This window comes from Streptomyces sp. GbtcB6 (genome assembly GCF_019091475.1).
Classification (GTDB): domain Bacteria; phylum Actinomycetota; class Actinomycetes; order Streptomycetales; family Streptomycetaceae; genus Streptomyces; species Streptomyces hyaluromycini.
The window spans coordinates 12,078-32,832 of sequence record NZ_JAGXJL010000017.1; the positions used below are offsets into that span (position 1 = coordinate 12,078).

19 protein-coding genes are annotated in these 20,755 nt (G+C 72.7%); 8 read left to right on the top strand and 11 right to left on the bottom strand.

Going from position 1 to position 20,755, the window contains the following annotated elements; translation table 11 throughout:
* Positions 1 to 302: 302 nt before the first annotated feature.
* The 8 genes from KVT45_RS27145 to KVT45_RS27180 are packed head-to-tail and all read left to right on the top strand — an operon-like array spanning position 303 to position 8,365.
* Positions 303 to 1,355, top strand: a complete 1,053-nt coding sequence (locus KVT45_RS27145) for a BMP family ABC transporter substrate-binding protein (protein WP_217551720.1) — start codon at positions 303 to 305, stop codon at positions 1,353 to 1,355.
* Positions 1,336 to 2,919, top strand: a complete 1,584-nt coding sequence (locus KVT45_RS27150; RefSeq protein WP_217551721.1) for an ABC transporter ATP-binding protein — start codon at positions 1,336 to 1,338, stop codon at positions 2,917 to 2,919. Before KVT45_RS27145 ends, KVT45_RS27150 begins: the two co-directional genes overlap by 20 nt.
* Before the next feature lies 1 nt (position 2,920).
* Positions 2,921 to 3,997 (top strand): ABC transporter permease, encoded by a 1,077-nt coding sequence (locus KVT45_RS27155; RefSeq protein WP_217551722.1) that lies wholly within the window; start codon positions 2,921 to 2,923, stop codon positions 3,995 to 3,997.
* Positions 3,997 to 4,902 (top strand): ABC transporter permease, encoded by a 906-nt coding sequence (locus KVT45_RS27160; RefSeq protein WP_217551723.1) that lies wholly within the window; start codon positions 3,997 to 3,999, stop codon positions 4,900 to 4,902. The genes KVT45_RS27155 and KVT45_RS27160 overlap by 1 nt, the downstream gene beginning before the upstream one ends.
* On the top strand, positions 4,899 to 5,675 hold the full coding sequence (locus KVT45_RS27165) for a nucleoside phosphorylase (RefSeq protein WP_217551724.1): 777 nt from the start codon (positions 4,899 to 4,901) through the stop codon (positions 5,673 to 5,675). Before KVT45_RS27160 ends, KVT45_RS27165 begins: the two co-directional genes overlap by 4 nt.
* Positions 5,672 to 6,997 (top strand): amidohydrolase, encoded by a 1,326-nt coding sequence (locus tag KVT45_RS27170; RefSeq protein WP_217551725.1) that lies wholly within the window; start codon positions 5,672 to 5,674, stop codon positions 6,995 to 6,997. The genes KVT45_RS27165 and KVT45_RS27170 overlap by 4 nt, the downstream gene beginning before the upstream one ends.
* The gene (locus tag KVT45_RS27175; protein WP_217551726.1) at positions 6,994 to 7,605 is read left to right on the top strand and encodes a sulfite oxidase-like oxidoreductase; all 612 of its coding nucleotides are present in this window, start codon (positions 6,994 to 6,996) and stop codon (positions 7,603 to 7,605) included. The genes KVT45_RS27170 and KVT45_RS27175 overlap by 4 nt, the downstream gene beginning before the upstream one ends.
* Positions 7,598 to 8,365 (top strand): ferredoxin reductase, encoded by a 768-nt coding sequence (locus KVT45_RS27180; protein WP_217551727.1) that lies wholly within the window; start codon positions 7,598 to 7,600, stop codon positions 8,363 to 8,365. The genes KVT45_RS27175 and KVT45_RS27180 overlap by 8 nt, the downstream gene beginning before the upstream one ends.
* Positions 8,366 to 8,383: 18 nt before the next feature.
* Here the strand turns inward: KVT45_RS27180 and KVT45_RS27185 are convergent, their stop codons facing one another.
* The 11 genes from KVT45_RS27185 to KVT45_RS27235 form a co-directional block, all read right to left on the bottom strand.
* Positions 8,384 to 9,736: an LLM class flavin-dependent oxidoreductase gene (locus tag KVT45_RS27185; protein WP_217551728.1), complete on the bottom strand. Its 1,353-nt coding sequence runs from the start codon at positions 9,734 to 9,736 to the stop codon at positions 8,384 to 8,386.
* A complete protein-coding gene (locus tag KVT45_RS27190; RefSeq protein WP_217551729.1) occupies positions 9,733 to 11,079 on the bottom strand; it encodes an LLM class flavin-dependent oxidoreductase in 1,347 nt (448 codons plus the stop codon). Before KVT45_RS27190 ends, KVT45_RS27185 begins: the two co-directional genes overlap by 4 nt.
* Before the next feature lie 13 nt (positions 11,080 to 11,092).
* A complete protein-coding gene (locus KVT45_RS27195) occupies positions 11,093 to 11,869 on the bottom strand; it encodes an ATP-binding cassette domain-containing protein (protein WP_217551730.1) in 777 nt (258 codons plus the stop codon).
* Positions 11,866 to 12,654 carry an ABC transporter ATP-binding protein gene (locus KVT45_RS27200; RefSeq protein WP_217551731.1) on the bottom strand — a complete coding sequence of 263 codons (789 nt, stop codon included), beginning with the start codon at positions 12,652 to 12,654 and terminating at the stop codon, positions 11,866 to 11,868. The genes KVT45_RS27195 and KVT45_RS27200 overlap by 4 nt, the downstream gene beginning before the upstream one ends.
* On the bottom strand, positions 12,651 to 13,532 hold the full coding sequence (locus tag KVT45_RS27205) for an ABC transporter permease (protein WP_217551732.1): 882 nt from the start codon (positions 13,530 to 13,532) through the stop codon (positions 12,651 to 12,653). The genes KVT45_RS27200 and KVT45_RS27205 overlap by 4 nt, the downstream gene beginning before the upstream one ends.
* Positions 13,529 to 14,479: an ABC transporter permease gene (locus KVT45_RS58140; RefSeq protein WP_217551733.1), complete on the bottom strand. Its 951-nt coding sequence runs from the start codon at positions 14,477 to 14,479 to the stop codon at positions 13,529 to 13,531. The genes KVT45_RS27205 and KVT45_RS58140 overlap by 4 nt, the downstream gene beginning before the upstream one ends.
* Before the next feature lie 7 nt (positions 14,480 to 14,486).
* On the bottom strand, positions 14,487 to 16,037 hold the full coding sequence (locus tag KVT45_RS27215; RefSeq protein ID WP_217551734.1) for an ABC transporter substrate-binding protein: 1,551 nt from the start codon (positions 16,035 to 16,037) through the stop codon (positions 14,487 to 14,489).
* A gap of 35 nt (positions 16,038 to 16,072) precedes the next feature.
* The gene (locus KVT45_RS27220) at positions 16,073 to 17,377 is read right to left on the bottom strand and encodes an O-acetylhomoserine aminocarboxypropyltransferase/cysteine synthase family protein (RefSeq protein ID WP_217551735.1); all 1,305 of its coding nucleotides are present in this window, start codon (positions 17,375 to 17,377) and stop codon (positions 16,073 to 16,075) included.
* Positions 17,374 to 18,402 carry an isopenicillin N synthase family oxygenase gene (locus KVT45_RS27225; protein ID WP_217551736.1) on the bottom strand — a complete coding sequence of 343 codons (1,029 nt, stop codon included), beginning with the start codon at positions 18,400 to 18,402 and terminating at the stop codon, positions 17,374 to 17,376. Before KVT45_RS27225 ends, KVT45_RS27220 begins: the two co-directional genes overlap by 4 nt.
* A gap of 384 nt (positions 18,403 to 18,786) precedes the next feature.
* Positions 18,787 to 19,119: a ferredoxin family protein gene (locus tag KVT45_RS27230; protein ID WP_308310875.1), complete on the bottom strand. Its 333-nt coding sequence runs from the start codon at positions 19,117 to 19,119 to the stop codon at positions 18,787 to 18,789.
* Positions 19,116 to 20,720, bottom strand: a complete 1,605-nt coding sequence (locus KVT45_RS27235; protein WP_217551737.1) for an FAD-dependent oxidoreductase — start codon at positions 20,718 to 20,720, stop codon at positions 19,116 to 19,118. The genes KVT45_RS27230 and KVT45_RS27235 overlap by 4 nt, the downstream gene beginning before the upstream one ends.
* Positions 20,721 to 20,755 lie beyond the last annotated feature (35 nt).

Here is a 20,755-nt window from a genome sequence, read left to right on the forward strand (position 1 = left end):
GGCGCCTGCCACCGTACATGACCTGGGAGAACCACAGTTCGAGACAGATGGGCGGTTGGCCGGATCCGGGTGTTACAGTCCAGCACCCGCATTCCACGGGCCGATACCCCCGTTCCGCGGACCGAGACGACGAAGGAGGACACATGCCACTGCTGACCCGGCGTCTGTTCCTCGACTTCGGCCGCTGCACCGGCGACTGCTGTCACTGCTGAGCCTTCCCCCCTCAGCACACCGTCGCCCGATCACCCCACTCTCACGCGCCCACCGCCGAGCGCGCCTTGCCGTATCCGGAAGGTCCCCCGATGCACCGCAGACACCGTCGTACCCTCCAGCTGACCGCGCTCGCCGCCGGAACCGTCCTCCTCGCCACCGCCTGCAACGCGGCCGCCAAGAAGGACGGCACCTCCGCCTCCGCGGGCAGCAGCGGCAAGTCGTTCACGCTGGTCACCCCGGACTCCGTCGGGGAGAACGAGTTCCTGAAGCTGGCCGTCAGCGGCATCAAGGACGCGGCGAAGCAGCACGACGGGACCTCGAAGGTCTACGAGTCCACGGACACCGCCTCCCAGCAGCAGAACGTGCAGGCCGCCGTCGACGCCAAGCCGGACGTCATCGTGCTGGTCGGCTTCGAGTTCGCCGACATCGTCGCGCAGCAGGCCGAGAAGAACCCGAAGCAGCAGTTCCTGATGGTCGACGCGTGCACCACCAAGACGTACAAGAACGTCAGTTGCGCGGTCTTCCGCGAGCACGAGGGCGTCTACCTCGCGGGCGCCGAGGCGGGTCTGCTCAGCGAGTCGGGCAAGGTCGGCGCGGTGGACGTGCTCGACACACCCCAGTTCCGCCGCTACAGCGACCCGTTCGCGGCCGGTGCCGAGAAGGTCGCCGCGAAGACCGAGACGTCCACCCGCTTCGTCGGCGGCCAGTCCCCCTTCGACGACTCCGCCCGCGCCAAGGAGCAGGCGAACACCCTGCTGTCCAAGGGCTACGACCAGATCATGGCGGCCGCCGCGGCCGGCAACTACGGCGTCTTCGAGGCCGCGAAGGCCAAGGGCGCCTTCGCGTACGGCGTCGACGTCAACCAGTGCCCGTCGGCCCCCGGCACGGTCGTCGACAACGTGATCAAGCGCACGGACGTCGCCGTGGAGAAGGGCATCGAGTCGGTCCTCGGCGGCAAGTCGGGCACGACCGTGTCGTACGGCCTGAAGGAGGGCGGCATCAGCCTGACGGGGCTGGAGGCCGGCGTCGACTCGTCCAAGTGCGTGATCGCCCAGCACAAGGACGTTCTGACGAAGGTCAAGGCGCTGCGTGACCAGATAGTTTCCGGTGAGCTGACGGTCGATGACCCCGCAGCCGAGTGACCGGCCGGCCGGGGCCGTCGAGGCCCCGGCCGCAGGCGGCGCCGCCGTGGAACTGAGGGGCATCACCAAGGAGTTCCCCGGCACGCTCGCCAACGACGCGGTCGACCTGACCGTCCGCCAGGGAGAGATCCACGCCCTGATGGGTGAGAACGGCGCGGGCAAGTCCACGCTGATGTCGGTGCTGTACGGGATGGAGCGGCCCGACGCCGGTTCCGTACGCATCGACGGGCGCGAGGTGTCCTTCGGCGATCCCGGGGACGCGATGGCCGCCGGGCTCGGCATGGTCCACCAGAGCTTCAAGCTGTTCGACTCGCTGACCGTCGCCGAGAACGTCGTCTACGCGGCCGAGCCGCGCCGGTTCGGTCTTGTGGACCGGGCCGCCGCGCGCAGCCGCGTACACGAACTCGCCGAGGAGCACGGCCTCTCCGTCGATCCGGACGCCCGGGTCGGCGACCTGCCGGTGGGGCTGCGGCAGCGCGTGGAGATCCTGAAGCTGCTCCACCGCGGCGCCCGCACCCTCATCCTCGACGAACCGACCGCGGTGCTCACACCGGCCGAGGCCGACGCCCTGTTCGCCGTGCTCAAGTCGCTCGCCGCACAGGGCCGCACGGTGATCCTCGTGACGCACAAGCTGCGCGAGGTGCTCGAGGTCAGCGACAACGTGACGGTGCTGCGCGACGGCAGGGTCGCCGCACGGCTGCGTACCGCCGAGACCACCGCCGACGAGATCGCGGCGGCCATGACCGGCCGCTCGGTGGAACTGGACCGCGTGCACGCCCCCGGCACCCCCGGGGATGTCGTGCTCGACGTCGCCGGGCTGAGCACGGGGGACGCCGTACGCGACGTCGACCTGACGGTCCGCGCGGGCGAGATCGTCGGTGTCGCGGGCGTCGCGGGCAACGGCCAGAGCGAGCTCGTCGAGGCACTGGCCGGGCTGCGACCGGTCACCGCCGGCCGTGTCACCCTCCTGGGCCGGGACGTCACCCACGCCCCGGCGGCCGCCCACCGTGCCGCGGGCCTCGCCTACGTGCCCGAGGACCGGCACGCGGTCGGCACCGCACCCGCCGCGTCCGTCGCGGACAACCTGGCGATGGGCCATCACCGCACGGCGCTGTCCTCCCGGCGCGGTCTGCTGCCGCGCGCGGCCGTACGCGCCCATGCGCGGCGTCTCGTCGAACGCTTCGGCATCAAGGCGGCCACGCCCGAACTGCCCGCGGCGACGCTCTCCGGCGGCAACCTGCAGAAGCTGCTGATCGGACGCGAACTCGCCCACGACGCACCACTGCTGCTGGTCGAGCAGCCCACCCGGGGCGTCGACATCGGCGCCATCCAGAACATCCACGACCAGATCGTCGCCTACCGCGACGCGGGCCACGCCGTCCTGCTGGTCTCGGCCGAGCTGAGCGAGATCCGCGGGCTCTCGGACCGGGTCCTGGTGATGTACGAGGGCCGGGTCACGGCCACGTACCCGAAGGACGCGGCGGACGAACGCACGCTCGGCCTGGCGATGGCCGGCGGCACGGCGCAGCGGCCCGACGCCGTGCAGGACGGAGACGGAGACTGACATGGCCCGCATACCGGACGTGACGTGGGCATCGAAGGCACTGCGCTCCCCCGTCACCTTCTCCCTGCTCGCCGGAGCAGTCATCGGCGCGCTGTTCCTCGTCGGCACCGGCGCCGATCCGCTCGCGGCCTACGGCGCCGTCCTCACAGGATCGCTCGGGGCCGACGGGATCGGCGCGACGCTGAGCACCTGCACCAGTGTGCTCGGCATGGCGCTCGCGCTGGCCGTCCCGCTGCGCGCCGGGCTCGTCAACCTCGGCGGCGACGGGCAGATGGTGCTGGGCGGGATCGCCGCCGCCGTCACCGGGCTGTACGCGCCGCTGCCCCCGTCCCTCACCGTGGTGCTCGCGCTGCTCGCCGGCATGGCGGCCGGCGGCGCGTATGCCGCGCTCGCGGCGCTGTGCGAGAACCGCCTCGGGGTTCCGCTCCTGGTGAGCAGCCTGTTGCTCAGTTATCCGGCGGTCAGCCTCGCCTCCTATCTGGTCCGCTATCCGCTCAAGGAGCCCGGCTCCAGCCTGCCGCAGACGCGCCGGCTGCCCGAGGGCGTGGCGCTGCCCGCCTTCGGCTCGTCGACCGTGACGGTGGGCCTGCTGCTGGTGGTGCTCGCCGCGGCCGCGTACTGGTTCGCCGACTCCCGTACCGCCATCGGGTACGAGATCCGGATGACCGGCCTCAACTCCCGCTTCACCGCCTACGCGGGCGTCGACCGCAAGGGCCTGACGCTGCGTCTGATGGCGACCTCGGGGGCGCTGGCCGGGCTCGTCGGTGCGATCGGTGTGCTGAGCTTCCCGTACCGGTTCCTCGACGGCTCGCTCACCTCGCCCGGCTACACCTGGACGGGTCTGACCGCCGCGCTGCTCGCGTCCGCCGGCCCGCTGGGCACGGTCCTCGCGTCGTTCTTCTTCGCCGTGCTGCAGGTCGGCGGGCTCGCCATGGAGCGCACCACCGAGGTGCCGCGGGAGCTGACGCAGGTGCTGCAGGCCATCGTCATCGTCTTCCTGGCGGCCCGGCTGCGCTTCCCGCGCAGACGCACGGCGGCAGCCGGCCGGGAGCCCGTCGCCCAGGGGGAGTTGGCCTGATGTCCCTCGACTCCGATCTCCTCATGTCCGTGCTGCGCGCGCTCACCCCGATCCTGCTGGCCGCGCTCGGCGGTGCGCTGTGCGAGCGCGCGGGCGTCTTCAACATCGGCCTGGAGGGCCTGATGCTGGTGGGGTGCTTCACTGCCGTGTCCACCAGCTGGTTCACCGGCAGCCCGTGGCTCGGTGTGCTGGCGGCCGCCGTCGCCTCCGCCGCGTACTCGCTGATCCTGGCCGTGGGCGCGGTCACCCTGCGCGGTGACGCGGTGGTCCTCGGCGTGGCCATGAACCTCCTCGCGGCGGGCCTGACCAGCTACCTGCTCCGTACGGTCTTCGGGGTCCAGGGCACCTTCGACGACCCGAGCCTCGCCGGCCTCCCGGTCGTCGGTGGCTTCTCGCCCCTGACGTACCTGGCGTGGGCCGCCGTCGTGGTCACCGCCGTACTGCTGTCCAGGCACGTCTGGGGGCTGCGCCTGCGCGGTGTCGGCGAGGCTCCGGACGCCGCGGCGACGCTCGGCGTGAGCCCGGCCCGCTACATGTACGCGGCGGTGCTCGTGTCCGGGGCGCTGTGCGGGCTCGCCGGGGCACAACTCGCCCTCGGCAATGTGACGTTGTTCTCCGAGAACATGACGGCCGGGCGTGGCTGGATCGCGGTCGTGGCGGTCATGCTGGGCCGTGCCATGCCGCTAGGTGTGCTGCTCGCCGCGCTGCTGTTCGGCATCGCGGAGGCCGTGGGCTTCCGTCTCCAGGGCCTCGGCCTGCCGCAGCAGGCGACCGACGCCGCGCCCTACGTCGTCACCCTCGGCGCCCTGTTCCTCACCACGGCCCGGCGCCGTGGCCGCACCCCCCGTACCGCCCGTTCCCGCCGTTCCCCCCGTTCCACCGGACCTTCCGGAGTCGCCTCATGACCCACGATCTGCTGCCCGTCACCCGCATACCCCGCACCGGCCTGCCGCCCCGTGCCCTGGTCGTGGGCGACCCGGCGCGCGCGGCGGACGTCGCCGCGCTGCTGGAGGGTGCCGAGGAGATCTCGTACCACCGCGAATACCGGGTGTTCAGCGGCAGTTGGAAGGGGCTGCCGGTCACCGTCGCCTCGCACGGGGTGGGGGCGCCGGGCGCGATCCTGCTCTTCCAGGAGCTGGCGGACGCGGGTGTCCGCACGCTCCTGCGGTTCGGCACCGCGGGCGCGATGAAGCCCGGGATCCAGGACGGCGACCTCGTGATCGCGGAGGCGGCCGTGCGCGACGACGGCGTGACCCAGCAGCTGCTGCCGCCCGAGTACCCGGCCGTGTCCGCCCCCGAGGCGGTGTTCGCACTCCGGCGCGCCGCACGCGAGGCGGCCGCCCCGCACCACCGGGGCATCGTGTGGACCCGGGCCGCCTTCCAACCGGGTCTGCTGCCGCTGAACGCGTACGACAGGGCCGGGCTCGCCGCGATCGAGATGGAGCTGTCGGCGCTGCTGGTGACCGCCTCGCTGCGCGGGCTCGTCGCGGGCGGCGTGCTCGTCGTGGACGGCGCCAACGCGGACGAACTGGTCGACGAGGAGGCACCTTTGTCGACAGGCCACTACGACCCTCACCGCGAGGTCGTGGTGCGGGGCGTGGAGCGCGGCGCCGTCGTCTCGCTGGAGGCCCTCCGGCTGCTGGCGGAGGAAGCTGCGGAGGAGGGGGATCGGGCGTGACCGTCCCTGCCGACCTCCTCGTGCACGGCGGTGACGTCCTCACGGTCGACGACGCCGGCACCCTCGTACGCGACGGAGCCGTTGCCATCGGCGACGGCGGGATCCTGGCCGTCGGCCCCGCGGACGTACTGCGTGCCCGGTACGCCGCCGCAGACACGCTCGACGCGACCGGCTGCCTGGTGGTGCCCGGCCTCGTCAACACCCACACCCACCTGGCGATGACGCTGCTGCGCGGCCGCGCCGACGACGTGACGCTGCAGGGCTTCCTGGAACGGGTGATCCGCTGGGAGGGCGAGCTGCTGTCGCCGGAGAACGTGGCCGCGGCGGTCCGCGTGGCGGTCGCCGAGAGCGTGCGGGCGGGCGTGACCTCCGCCCTGGACATGTACTGGTTCCACGAGGCCGCCGAGCTTGCCGCACGGGAGTCGGGCTGGCGGCTGCACACCGGCCCCACCTTCATGGACGTACCGGACCCGGCCGACGGCATCGCCTACGAGGACCGCCTTGAGTGGGCCCGCCGCGACCTGGCGGCGCGCCCGGCCCGGCCCGGCACCCGGCCCGTCCTCTTCGCGCACTCCACCTACACGCTGTCTCCGGAGCAGCTGACGGACATCGCCGCGCTGGCCCGGGAGTTCGGCGCGCTGCTGCACATCCATGCCGCGGAGAACGCCATCGAGGTCGCCACGGTCGAGGTGGCGCACGGCAGGCGCCCCGTGGAGCTGCTGGACGCGCTCGGACTGCTCGGCCCCGATCTGCTGCTCGCCCACGCCGTGGACCTGACGGGACCCGAGATCGTGGCGCTGGCCCGCACCGGCACCTCGGTCGCCCACTGCCCGGTGTCCAACCTCAAGCTCGGCTGCGGCATCGCTCCGGTGCCCCGGCTGCTCGGCGCGGGTGTGACCGTCGGGCTCGGTACGGACGGCGCGGTCAGCTCCAACACCCTCGACCTGCTGGGAGCGGTGCGGCAGGCCGCGCTCGTGCACAAGGCGGGCGGCGACCCCACGGCGGTCGGTGCCGAGCAGGCCGTGCGCATGGCGACGATCGAGGGCGCCCGCGCGCTCGGCCTCGACGGGCAGCTGGGCTCCCTGGAGCCGGGCAAGCGCGCGGACCTGATCGTGCTGGACCTCGACAAGCCTCACCTCACCCCGCGCCACGACGTGTGGTCGATGCTCGCCTACGCCGCCCACTCCTCCGACGTACGGGACACGGTCGTCGACGGGCGGGTGCTGATGCGCGACCGTGCGCTCACCACCCTCGACGAGGCCGCGGTCCTGAAAGCCCTGTCGGACCTGGACGCAGGCTCCGGGCTGGAGGCCGTGGCATGACCGTCACCCGGGGTTTCACGGGACGCTCGCGCGCCGACGACCGAGATCCACGGCTGCCGCCCGGCCAGTACGACGCGGGGGACTCCTGGCCCGTGCTGTCCGCCGAGGTCACCCCCGACCTCACGCCCGCCGACTGGACGTTCCGCGTCGACGGCCTGGTGGCCGAGGAGCGCACCTGGTCGTGGGAGGAGGCGCACACGCTGCCGCGGTCCGGGTACGAGGGGGACATCCACTGCGTCACCAGCTGGTCGAAGTTCGGGGTGCGGTTCGGCGGAGTGTCCCTGGACACCTTCCTGGACCTCGCCCGCCCGCACTCCTCGGCCACGCACGCCGTCGCGTACGCGCACACCGGATACACCACGAACCTGCCGCTGTCCGACCTGACGGGCGGACGCGCGTGGATCGCCTGGGAGTTCGGCGGCGAGCCGCTGGACCCAGGACACGGCGGCCCGGCACGGCTCGTGGTACCCCACCTGTACTTCTGGAAGAGCGTCAAGTGGATCGCGGGCCTGCGCGTCCTCGACCACGACGAGCCGGGCTTCTGGGAGCAGAACGGCTACCACGCCCGCGGGAACCCCTGGAACGAGGAGCGCTACGCCGGTGACTGAGAGCGCGCCCGAGGCCTTCGCTCCCCCGACCCGGTTCGCCGTGCCGGGACGGATCGCCGTGAGCAACCGCGCCGCGGCCACCTGGCAGCCGGCCCGCCTCGTCGAGGTCCGCCGCGAGACGCCGCGCGCCTCGACGTTCCGGTTCGCCGTGCCCGGCTGGGCGGGCCATCTGCCCGGCCAGCACCTGATGCTGCGTCTGACGGCCGCCGACGGGTACGTCGCCCAGCGCCACTACTCCATCGCGTCGGCGCCCGGCGACCGCGGTCACGTCGAGCTCACCCTCGACCACGTCGAGGGCGGCGAGGTGTCCGGCTGGTTCCACCGGGTGGCCCGGCCCGGCGACACCGTCGAGCTACGCGGCCCGCTCAGCGGGTTCTTCGCCTGGCCCGGTGACCGGCCGGCCCTGCTGCTCGGCGCCGGCTCCGGTGTCGTACCCCTGATGTCGATGGTCCGCGACCACCGCCTGCGCCGACTGACCGTCCCCGTACGCCTGCTGGTCTCGGCGCGCACTCCCGAAGACCTGATCTACGCGGACGAGTACGGGGACGAGACCACTCCCGTCTTCACCCGCACGGGCCCGCCCGGAGTGCGGCCCGGCCGCCTCTCGGCCGCCCATCTGGAGCCGTACCTGGCGCGGCCTCCGGCCGGGGGCTGGGAGGCCTACGTCTGCGGCTCCAACGCCTTCGCGGAGCACGCCTCCCGGCTGCTCGCCGAGCTGGGCCAGCCGGTGGCGCGGATCCGCGTCGAGCGCTTCGGCTGACCTCGGACTCCGGAGGGGTCACGCCCCTTCCCCTTCTCCCACCGGTGCGGGCCTCCCGGTCGGCCGCGGCAGCCCCAGGTGTTCGCGCAGCGTGGTGCCCGTGTAGTGCGCGCGGAACAGGCCGCGACGGCGCAGTTCGGGGACGACCAGGCCGGCGAAGTCGTCGAGGGTGCCGGGAAGGTAGGGGAAGACCACGTTGAAGCCGTCGGCGGCACGGCCGTGGAACCATTCCTCGATGTGGTCGGCGATCTGCTCGGGTGTGCCGGTGAGGGTGCGGTCGTCGTCGGCGACGCGCCGGACGAGGTCGCGGATGGTGAGGTTGTCGCGGCGGGCGTCCTCGTAGATCTGCTGCTGGGCGGTGTGCGACTGGTTGGAGACGGGGAGTTCGGGCAGCGGGCCGTCGAGCGGGTAGCCGCTGAGGTCGAAACCGCCGAGCCAGTAGGAGAGGTCGGCCAGGGCCACCTGCGGAGGCAGCAGTCCGGTGAGGCGGGCCAGTTTCCGCTCTGCGGCGGCGGCGGTGGGGGCCGTGACCACGGACAGGGCCGGGAGGACCTTGAGGTGGTCCGGGTCTCGGCCGTGGGCGGCGGCGCGCTCCTTGATCTCCGCGTAGAACTCCTGGGCCCGGCCGAGGTCCTTGATGCCGGAGAAGATCACGTCGGCGACGCGGGCGGCGAGGTTCTTGCCCGCCTCGGAGGCGCCGGCCTGGACGATGACCGGGTGGCCCTGCGGGGGCCGGGCGATGTTGAGAGGTCCGGCGACCCTGAGGTGCTTGCCCTCGTGGTTCAGGGCGTGCAGCTTGGCCGGGTCGAAGTAGATGCCGTCGGCCTGGTCATGGCGGAAGGCGTCGTCCTCGAAGGAGTCCCAGAGCCCGGTGACGACGTCGTGGAACTCCTCGGCGCGCTCGTAGCGGGTGGCGTGGTCGAGGTGGCTGTCGAGGCCGAAGTTCTGGGCCTCGCCGTCGTTGAGGGAGGTCACCACGTTCCAGCCGGCCCGGCCGCCGGAGATGTGGTCGAGGGAGGCGAAGGTGCGGGCCACGTGGTAGGGCTCGTTGTAGCTGGTCGAGGCGGTGGCGATGAGGCCGATCCGGGAGGTGCCGGCGGCGAGCGCGGCGAGCAGGGTGGTCGGTTCGAAGGAGTCGTTGACCACGCTGACCCGGCTGAGCACGTCCTCGCTCGCGAACGGCACGCCGACGAGGTCGGCGAGGAACACCGCGTCGAAGGCGGCCCGTTCGGCGGTCCGGGCGAAGGAGAGGACCTCCCGGATGTTCACGCCCGCGTCGGCGGCGGTGTCCGGGTGCCGCCAGGCGGCCAGGTACTCCCCCGGCGGCTTGAGGAAGGCGTTGAGGTGGAGCTGGTCGGTGCGGCGGCTCATCGTCCGGTCTCCTGGAGGTGGCGGGCAGCGGCGGCGGGCCGCGGCAGCCCGAGGTTCTCGCGCAGGGTGGTGCCCTCGTACTCGGTGCGCAGCAGCCCGCGTCGCTGGAGCAGGGGCACGACCTGGTCGACGAAGTCCTCGGCGGGGCCGGGCAGATAGGGGAAGGAGATGTTGAAGCCGTCGGCGGCGTAGGCGTGGAACCAGGTCTCGATGTGGTCGGCGATCTGCTCGGGCGTGCCGGCCACCGCCGACCCCGCGGCGAACCGGTGCGCGAGCTGACGTATCGTCAACTTCTCGTCGTGCGCCGGCTTCAGGAGCAGGTCGCGGCGGGACTTGCTGCGGTTGGTCTCGGGGATGTCGGGCAGCGGGCCGTCCACCGGGTGGTCGGTCAGGTCGAGGTCGCCGATGTTGTCCTGGACGAGGCGGCGGGCGACGTCGTCGTGGATGAGGTCCTGGAGTTCGGCGAGGCGTTGCCGGGCCTCGGTCTCGGTGGACGCGACGAACGGGGTGAGACCCGGCCAGACCAGGACGTGGGCGGGGGCACGGCCGCGGGCGGCCGCCCGCGCCTTGACGTCCGCGTAGCAGGCCTGCGCCGCGCCGAGTTCGTGCTGGGTCGTGAAGAGGACCTCGCCGTGCCGGGCGGCGAACTCCCGCCCGGTCTCCGAGGATCCGGCCTGGAAGACCACCGGATGGCCCTGGGGCGGCCGGGAGATGTTCAGGGGGCCGCGGACGGCGAAGTGCTCGCCGCGGTGGTGGGGGGTGTGCAGTCCGGCCGGGTCGTAGTAGCGGCCGCCCGCCTTGTCCCGTACGACCGCCTCGTCGTCGTAGCTGTCCCAGAGCGCCTTGACGACCTGCACGAACTCGTCGGCACGCCGGTAGCGCAGCTCGTGTTCGAGATGGCGGTCGTAGCCGAAGTTCGCTGCCTCCAGCGGTACGACGGAGGTGACCACGTTCCAGGCCGCGCGGCCGCCCGAGATGTGGTCCAGGGAGGCGAACTTGCGGGCGATGTGGAAGGGGTGGTGGTAGGTCGTGGTCGCCGTCGCCGCCAGGCCGATGTGCTCGGTCACCAGGGACAGCGCGGCCAGCAGGGTCAGCGGCTCGAAGTGCTCGGCGCGGCCGGTGCGGGACAGGGAGTCGAGCTGGTGCCCCCGGACGGCGACGACGTCGGCGACGAACAGGGCGTCGAACCGGCCGCGTTCGAGGGTACGGGCGAGGTCGGCGTGGAAGGCGAAGTCGAGCTGTCCGTCGGGGCGGGCGTCGGGGTGCCGCCAGCCGGCGATGTGGCCGCCGGAGCCGTGGACGAGGGCTCCCAGAGTGAGCCGGCGTGCGGGGTGCGAGGTCATACGGTCCTCCCGGTCAGGCGGGCAGCCGGGGTACGGCGGCCAGCAGGCGGCGTGTGTACGGGTGGCGGGGCTCGGCCAGCACGGTGGCGGCCGGCCCCTGTTCGACGGCTCGGCCGTCCTTCATCACCAGCACGTCGGTACACAGCCGCCGTACGACGCCGATGTCGTGCGAGACGAGCAGCAGCGTCAGTCCGTAGGCCGCGGCGAGGTCGTCGAGGAGGGCGAGGATCTGTGCCCGCACGGACACGTCGAGGGCGCTGAGCGGTTCGTCGCCGACGAGGACCTTCGGGCCGGGGGCGAGGGCGCGGGCCAGGGCGATGCGCTGCCGCTGTCCGCCGGAGAACTCGTGCGGATACCGGCCGCGCACGGAGGGGTCCAGGCCGACCGCGCGCAGCAGTTCGTCCACCCGGTCGTCGTGGTCGCCGGGCAGCCGCAGGCACTCCAGCGGCTCGGCGACGATGTCGCGGACGGTGGCGCGCGGGTCGAGCGAGCCCATCGGGTCCTGGAGCACGACCTGCACCTCGCGCCGGAACCAGGGCAGCCTGCCCGGCTTCACCTCGCGCCCTCGGTAGTGCACCGTCCCGGAGTCGGGCCGGTCCAGGGCGAGCAGCAGCCGGGCCAGGGTCGACTTGCCGGAGCCGGACTCCCCCACGATGCCGAGGCTGTGGCCTTCGCGCAGCTGAAGTGACACGTCCTGGACGGCGTGGCGGTGGACGGCCGGGGCGAACAGCGAGGTGCGCGGCAGCCGGAAGCTGCGGCTGAGGCCGGTGCCCTTCAGCAGCTCGGTCATCGGGTGACCTCCTCGGATCCGGTGGCGCGGGCGGCCGCCACCAGCCGCTGGGTGTAGGGGTGTCGAGGACGCCGAACCAGGGTGTCGGTGGCGCCCTCCTCGACGAGCCGGCCGTCCTTGAGCACGGCGGCCCGCTGGCACAGCTGGGCGACTACGGCGAGGTCGTGGCTGATGAACAGCAGCGCGGTGCCGTGCTCGCGGACGAGTCCGTCCAGGAGGGCGAGCATGTCGGCCTGGACGGTGACGTCGAGGGCGGTGGTGGGTTCGTCGGCGATCAGAAGCGCCGGGCTGGTGGCGAGGGCCATGGCCAGGCCGACCCGCTGGCGCTGGCCGCCGGAGAGCTGGTGGGGCCAGGAGCGGACGACGAGTTCCGGGTCCGGCAGGCCCACCTGCGCGGCGAGTTCGACGGCGGCGGCCGCGGCCCGGCGCCGGTTCAGGCCGCGGTGCAGCCGCAGCGGCTCGGAGAGCTGCCTGCCGATGCGCATCAGGGGGTTGAGCGCGCTCATGGGTTCCTGGAAGACCATGGCCATGCGCTCGCCGCGCAGCCGGGACAGGGCGCGGTCGCCGAGGCCGAGCAGTTCCCGCTCGCCGAAGCGGACGCTGCCGGTGGCCCGGGCGCCGTCGGGCAGCAGCCCCATCACGGCGAGGGCGGTGAGCGACTTGCCGGAACCGGACTCGCCGATCAGCGCGAGCCGTTCCCCGGGGGCGAGCTCGAAGCCGACCTCGTCGACGACGGTGGCACCGCCGATCCGCACGCTCAGATCGCTGACCGTCAGCAGGCTCATGACGCCTCCCGGACCCGCGGGCGGGTGTCGACGGCGTCCCGGACCCGCAGGCGCGCGTCGGCGGCCTCGCGCAGCCCGTCCCCGAGCAGGTTGAACCCGAGGACGGAGGCGGCGACGGCGAGCCCCGGCCAGATCACGAGCAGCGGGCGGGCGGCGATGTACTGCTGCTGCTCGTGCAGCATGCGCCCCCAGGAGACCGCGGGCGCCGGCGCCCCGAACCCGAGGAACGACAGGGCCGCCTCGGCGAGCACCGCCACGGACAGCACGAGCGAGAGCTGCACCACGAGGGTGGGCGCGATGTTCGGCAGCAGGTGCTTGCGCACGGTGCGCCAGGTGCCGGAGCCCGCGGCGTGGGCGGCGAGCACGTAGTCGGTGTTCAGCACGCGCCCGGCCTCGGCGCGGGCGACCCGGGCGAGGTTGACGCCCGCTCCGATGCCGACGGCGCCGACCACGGTCCACGTGGAGCCGCCGTACACCGCGGTGAGGATCATCGCGATCAGCAGGACGGGGAAGGCGATCAGGACGTCGGTGAGCTGCACGACGGCGGCGCCGATCCAGCGCGGCACCAGCACCGCCGTCAGCGCGAGGACGAGCCCCACGACGGCGGCGACGGTGGCCGCGAGGACGGCGGTGAGCAGGGTGGCGCGGGCGCCGGCCAGCAGCTGGCTCAGCTCGTCGCGGCCCAGCCGGTCGGTGCCGAGGACGTGCCCGCCGGAGAAGGGCAGCAGCCAGCCGTCCTGCGGACGCGCGAGGGTGGGGTCGTACGGCGTCCACACCAGGGAGACCAGGGCGGACAGGACGAGGAGGCCGACGAGGACGGTTCCGGCGAGACCGCTGCGGCTGCGCAGCAACGCGCGGGCGACGACGGGGATCCTCATACCGCGCTCCGCAGTCTCGGGTCGATCAGCCGGTGGGCGAGGTCCACCAGGAATCCGATGACGAGCACGGCGCCGGTGAGCAGCAGGACCTCGCCCTGCACCTTGTCCAGGTCGCGGTTGCCGACGTCCGTGATCAGCATCTGGCCGACGCCGGGCAGCACGAAGACCTGCTCCACGACGACCGCGCCCGCGATCAGCGCGGCGATCTGCAGACCGAGCACCGACACCACGGGGACGGCCGCGTTGCGCAGCCCGTGCCGTACCAGTGCGCCGGTCCGGGTGTGGCCCTTGGCGCGGGCGGTGCGCAGCCAGTCCTGGTGCAGGACGTCCAGGACGGCGGACCGGACGAACCGCAGCAGGACGGCGCCCTCGGAGAGGGCCAGCGTCAGCCAGGGCAGGACCAGGCTGCGCAGTGCCTGCCCCGGCTCGTCCCAGCCGTCCACGGGGAACCCCTGGGCGGGCAGCCAGCGGACCTGGACCGCGAGGACCACGACGAGCAGCAGCCCGACCCACAGGGTGGGCAGCGCGATGCCGAGCTGCCCGATGGCGTTGACCGCGCCGCCGAGCCGTGACTCGCGGCGGACGGCGGCGAAGACGCCCAGGGGGACGGCGAAGGCGAGTGCGAGGACGACGGCGCCCGCGGCGAGCGGCCCGGTCACGGCGAACTTCTCGGCGAGCTGCCCGGACACCGACGTGCCGTCCAGGGCCGAGCGCCCGAAGTCACCGGTGACGACGCCGCCGATCCAGCTGCCGTACTGGGCGGCGAGGGGCCGGTCCAGGCCCAGGTCGTGGCGTACGGCCGCGACCTGGGCCGGGGTGGCCTTGATGCCGCCGATGGTCTGGGCGACGTCGCCGGGCAGCAGCCGCAGCACCAGGAAGACCAGCAGGCTGGCGGCGAGGAGGGACACCACGAGGAGTACGGCCCGGCGCACCACGTAGAGCGTCACGCGGGCCTCACTTCTTCGCCACGGCGAGGTCCGCGAGGTCGTAGCGGTTGCTGGTGAAGTTGCGCGGCACGCCGGTGACTCCGCCGCGTACGACGGTGAGGGTCTGGTTGACGAACAGCCAGTCGGCGGCGGCGTCCTCGGAGACCTGCCTGGCCGCCTTCCTCAGCAGCGCGTCGCGCTCGGTGTCGCCGGTGGCGGTCTGGGCGGCGGCGTACCACTTCTGGACGTCGGCGTTGTCGTAGCCGAAGTAGTAGGCGGGGTTGGCGAAGTTGCTCAGGTCGCGGGCCTCGGCGTGGTCGACGAGGCTGAGCTGGTAGTCGTGCTTGGTGTAGACGGAGTCGAGCCAGGTCTGGAACTCGACCTGCCGGACGGTGAGTTGGATGCCCACCTGCTTCAGTTCGGAAGCGAGGTAGTCGCCGATCTCCGTCGGGTAGATGTTGGGGATCTGCACGGTGAGCTTGAGGCCGCTGCCGTAACCGGCCTGCTTCAGCAGCTTCCTGGCGCTCGCGGGGTCGTAGGCGTCGACGGCGGTGAGGTCCGCGTAGCCGGGGTCGGTGGCCGGGACGGGGCCGCCGACCAGCCTGGCCGCGCCGCCGAGGGTCTTGACGAGGCCGGCGTTGTCGACGGCCCGGCGGATCGCGCGGCGCACCCGGAGGTCCTTGGTGGGGCCGGAGGCGTTGTTGAACGCGAGCGTGAACTTGTCGGTGGTGTCGCCACGCAGCACGGTGTACTTGCTCGTGTCGGCGAACGGCTGGAGCAGGGTCGCGTCGGCGGCGGTCTCGATGTCGGTCTGGCCGGTCTGCTGGGCGTTGTTGGCGGCGTTGTCGTCCTTGATGTAGTGGAGGACGACCTTGGCGACCTTGGCCTTCTTCCCCCAGTAGGCGTCGTCGCGGACGAAGGTGATGGACGAGCCGCGCTTCCAGTTGCCCAGCTTGAACGGGCCGGTGCCGTTCTCCTTCCCGGCGAGGGAGGAGAAGTCGGTGCCCTTCTTGAAGACGATGCCGGCCCGGCCGGTCAGCCCCCAGGTGAAGCCGGTGTCACGGTGCTTGAGTGTGACGACGACGGTGTGGTCGTCGGTGGCCGAGACGTTCTTCACGGAGACGAGCGCGGCCGCGTCGGGGTTCTTCGAGCCGGCCGCGGTGACCTGCCGCAGCGACCAGACGGCGTCGGCCGCGGTGACCTCGGTCCCGTCGTGGAAGGCGGCGTTCTCGGCGAGGTGGAAGGTGTAGGTGAGCCCGTCCGGCGACTGGTCGTAGGACGTGGCCAGGCTCGGCTCGATCTTGTTGTTCTCGTCGCGGGTGAGCAGGCCCTGGTAGATGTTGTCGAGCAGGATCTGGTCGAGGGCCGCGCCCGCCGTGTCGGCGATGTCGAGGCTGGTCGGCTCAAGGACGAGGCGTACGTCGACGGTGGCGCCGGTGTCGATGGCGGTGGGCTGGGGCGCCTGGCTGGTCTGTCCGGCGTTGGCGGGGTCGTCGGCCGCGCCGGTGCCGCAGGCGGTCGCGGCCAGGCCGGCGAGGACTGCGGTGGCGGCGAGCCGGAGGGCGGTGCTGCGGCGCATGGCGGATCGGGCTCCTCGGGCGCGTGCGACGGGGTTCATACGGCGGCTGCTCGCAGGCCTGCGTCGAGGTCGGCGATCAGGTCGTCGACGCCTTCGATGCCGACGGACAGCCGCACCAGACCGGGGGTGACCCCGGCCGCGGCCTGCTGAGCGGGATCCAGCTGGGCGTGGGTGGTGGAGGCGGGGTGGATGACGAGGCTGCGGACGTCGCCGATGTTCGCGAGATGGCTGAACAGCCGGACCCCTTCCACGAAGCGCCGGCCCGCCTCCAGACCGCCCGCGAGTTCGAAGGAGAGCACCGCTCCGGCGCCGCGCGGCAGATAGCGCTTGGCCTGCGTCCGCCAGGGGCTGGAGGGCAGTGCGGCGTAATGCACCCGCGTCACTTGGGGCTGTTCCTCCAGCCAGGTGGCGAGCAAGTGGGCGTTGGCGACGTGTCGTTCGATGCGCAGGCTGAGCGTCTCCAGACCCTGCAGGAGCAGGAAGCTGTTGAAGGGGGAGACGGCCGGGCCCAGGTCCCGCACCAGCCGGGTGCGCAGGCGCAGTGCGTAGGCGAGTCCGAGGCCGGCGAATGAGTCCCAGAAGGACAGGCCGTTGTACGTCGGGTCCGGGCCGGTCAGTCCGGGCCAGCGGCCGGGATCCGCGCCGAAGTCGAAGCGCCCGCTGTCCACGACGACCCCGCCGATGCCGGTGCCGTGGCCGGACAGGAACTTGGTGGTGGAGTGCACGACGATGTCGGCGCCGTGTTCGAGGGGCCGCAGCAGGTAGGGGGTGAGCACGGTGTTGTCGACGACGAGCGGGACACCGGCCTCGTGGGCGATGCGGGCGACCGCCTCGGTGTCGAGGACGTTGCCGCGCGGGTTGCCGAGGGTCTCGCCGAAGAACGCCTTGGTGGTGGGCCGTACGGCCGTGTACCAGGCGCCCAGGTCGTCCGGGTCGTCGACGAAGGTGACGTCGATGCCGAAGTCGGCGAACGTGTGCTCCAGCAGGGTGCGGGTGCCGCCGTACAGGGACGACGAGGCGACGATGTGGTCGCCCGCGCGGGCCAGGTTGAGCAGGGCGAGGCTGGTCGCGGCCTGGCCGCTGGCCACGGCGACCGCCGCCGAACCGCCCTCCAGGGCGGCGATCCGCTCCTCCGCCACCGCGGTGGTCGGATTCGACAGCCGGGTGTACGCGTGGGTGGCGAGGTCGGCCAGTTCGAAGGCCGCGGCGGCGTGCCCGGTGTCCCGGAAGAGATAGCCGGCGGTCGCGTGGATCGGTACCGCCCGCGCGCCGGTGGCCGGGTCGGGGACCGCGCCGGCGTGTACCTGCCGGGTCTCGAAGGCCCAGTCGGCGGTGCTCATCGGCCGCCCTCCTGCCTGGCCAGGACGTCGGACCACCAGCGTTCGGCGACCCGTGGATGCGAGCGGAGCCAGCCGACGACCGCGTTCTCACCGAAGGCGGCGAGCAGCGGATTGCCCGGGTCGTCGGTGACGCCCCGGCTCAGCGCGGCCAGTTCGGGAGGGAGGCTCAGCGGCTTGACGACCGCGTCCAGGCGCGGGCCGAGGAAGAAGGGGATCGAGTAGCGGTCGATACCCGGCTGCGGGCTGACGACCCGGTGCCGAGTGGCTTTCAGATAGCCCTGGGTGGCGATCTCCAGCATCTCGCCGATGTTGAACACGAAGGCGTCGGGCACCGGCACCGCGTCGATCCAGCCGCCGTCCTCGCGCTGCACCTGGAGACCGCCGACGTCGTCCTGCTGGAGGAGGGCGAGGTAGCCGTAGTCCTTGTGCGCGCCCACCCCCTGGTCGGCGTCCTGCGCGGCCCGCGGCGGATAGTGCACGATCTTCACGTGGACGGCCGCCTCGTCGTCGAACCACTGGTCGAAGTAGCCCTCGTCCTGTCCGAGCGCCGCCGCGAGGGCACGCAGCACCTCCCGGCTGACCCGCAGGGCCTCCGCCTGCCAGCGCAGCACGATGTCCTTCAAGTCCGGGAGCGCGGAGGGCCATTGGTTGGGGCCGACCAGGCGCAGGTAGTCGGGGTCGTCCGGGCCGGTGTCCAACGCCGCCCGCTCCGGACCGATGTCGATCTGCTCCCGCCAGTCGGCGCTGCCCGCCGTGTACTCGGTACCGGTGCGCGTATAGCCGCGGAACTGGGGCGAGTTGAGGTTCTCGATCGCCAGCCGCTGCTTCTCGGGCAGGGCGAAGAAGGCGCGTGCCGCGGCCAGCGCCTCGTCCCGCAGAGCTGTGGGGACACCGTGTCCGGTGACGTAGAAGAACCCCACCTCGTGGGCCGCGGACCGGAGTTCGGCGAGAAAGGCGGCACGGTCCGTGTCCGCGGCACGGAAGCGGGAGATGTCGATGACGGGCAGGGCTGTGGGCTGGGCCATGGGGGTTCCTTCGCGGCAACGGCGGTCGGCCGCCCCTCACAACTCGCCCTGGGTACGGGCTAGTCGAGGGCAGCCGGAAAGAGCAGACGGGAAGAGAGGAACGAGGTCGCGAGCCGTGGGACGGCGGTCAGCAACAGACCTGGTCGAACTGGTCGGCGCGGCGGCTCACCCAGAACGGGTCGAGCAGCACCGTGTGTGCCGGGCCAGTGGTTTCCATGGCCGGATGAAAGCACACCCGGGATCGGTGCGTCCACCACGCGTCCCAGCGGGCGAGACAGGACCGCTCCGCCGACGCGCAGTGCCGTCGACCCGGGCGACGGCACCCGCCCCCGTGCGCGGCACAGTGGATGCGGCGGCGGGGAACGCCCACGGACCGGCCATGGATCAGTCGGGGAACTCGGGCCCCACCGCGGTTCGGGCGCCGAGTGTTCTTCCCCTGCCCCAGCCGAGTTCGCGGCGGTATCCGCCGAGCAGGCCGGACCGCTCCAGCTCGCCCGCGTCGTGGAAGCGCGAACCCGGAGCGGCCGCGGTCACCAGCGGCGCGACGAAGAGGGCGTCGGTGGGGCAGTACGCCTCGCACTGGAAGCAGGTCTGGCAGTCACCCTGTCTCGCGATCACCGGGACGCCGTCCGGGCCGCGGTCGAACACGCGCGTCGGGCACACGTCGATGCACAGGTCGCAGCCTGTGCAACGGTCCCGTTCGACGATCTCGATCACGCGGCCCGACCTCCTCCGGCGAGCGCCGCCCGAGGCGCGGACTCCGGACGGCTCCAGACCTCGTCTAGCCCGCCCGTGAGCAGCCGGTAGTGCTGGGCCGGGTCCTGCGCCGGCCGGTCGATGCGCTTGTGCATGCCGCGCGACTCCGTCCGCCGCAGGGCCGCGTGGTACATCCAGCGGCCGTGCGCGACCATCGCGGCCGCCTCCCTGGCCCGGAACAGGTCCTCGCCGCGTGCGCCCAGCCCTTCGCGCACCGCGGTCCACGTCCCGTGCAGGAAGCGCAGGGCCGGGCCCAGCCGGTCCGCGTGCCGCAGGTAGTTGCGGTCGTACGGCAGCACCTGGCGCTGTACGTCGGCGACGACCTCGCGGTGGCCGACCGTCACGGCACCGGTCGGCCGCAGACCGGCCGTGCCGACCGCCCGCAGCCCGTGGCCGGGACGGCCTCGCCGGGTGGCGAACGCGGCGGCGCCCCGGCCCGCCCAGCTGCCCGAGGAGTCGGCCCTCGGGGCGTTGTGGCTGCCGCCTCGGGTGAAGCCGCCGCAGATCAGCTTGCGTGCCGTGGTGTCCCCGGCCGCGTACAGGCCGGGGACGTCGGTCGAGCAGTCGTGGCCGGCGATGCGTACTCCGCCCGTCCCGCGCACGGTGCCCTCGGCCAGCAGGGTGATCTCGAAGAGGTCCGTGAACGGGTTGATGCCCAGCCGGTCGAAGACGAGGAAGGTGTTCGGCTGCCCCTTGCGCATCGCTCGCTGGTCGTCGGGCGTCGCCCGGTCGAAGCGGGCGTAGACCGGTTCCCTGAGCAGCGCCCGCGCGATCGCCGACCTGCCGCCCTTGCTGGCCGCCCCTTCGAGTACCGAACCGTCGGCACGGTAGAAGCTCGCCCAGGAGTAGTAGGCCGTCTTGGTCAACGACGTGCCCTTGGGAGCGATGGCATAGGCGTTGGAGAACTCCATCCCGGACAGCTGTGCTCCCGCCTCCACGGCCAGCAGTGCGCCGTCCCCGGTGTTGACGTCACAACCGAGGGTCTTGGACCGGAAGGCGCAGCCGCCGGCGGCGAGCACGACCGCACCCGCCTCGATGCGCACGCTCTCACCGGTCGTACGGTCCAGCGCCCGCGCGCCCGACACGACCGAGTCGGCATCGACCAGCAGCTCCAGTGCGGGTGTGTGGTCGAGGATGCGTACGCCCAGGCGCTGTACGCGGATCCCCTGCCGGCGCATGTACTCGGGGCCTTGGAGGTCACCGCGGAGCTGACGGCCGTGAGCGTCCATGGGGAAGGGGTAACGCTGGACCCGGGCGAGCTCGTCCATGCGGGCGTGGGTCTCGTCGAGGACCCGGGCCATCCAGTCCCGGTCGGCGAGGTGGCCGCCGAGGCCCTCCCGGCTCGCCATGGCGGCCTCGCGCAGTTCGGGGACGTCGTCGACGTACCAGATGCCGGTGCCGACCGATGCGGTCGCTCCGCTCGCACCCGTGTGGCCCTTGTCGGCCAGGACGACGTCGGCGCCGGCCTGGGCGGCCTTGATCGCCGCCCAGGTGCCGGCGGGGCCGCCGCCGATCACCAACACGTCGGTTTGGAGGGTCTGTTCGGAATCGGTGCTCGTCATGGCATGCGTTCCTTCCCGCGACGGGGATCAGGGTC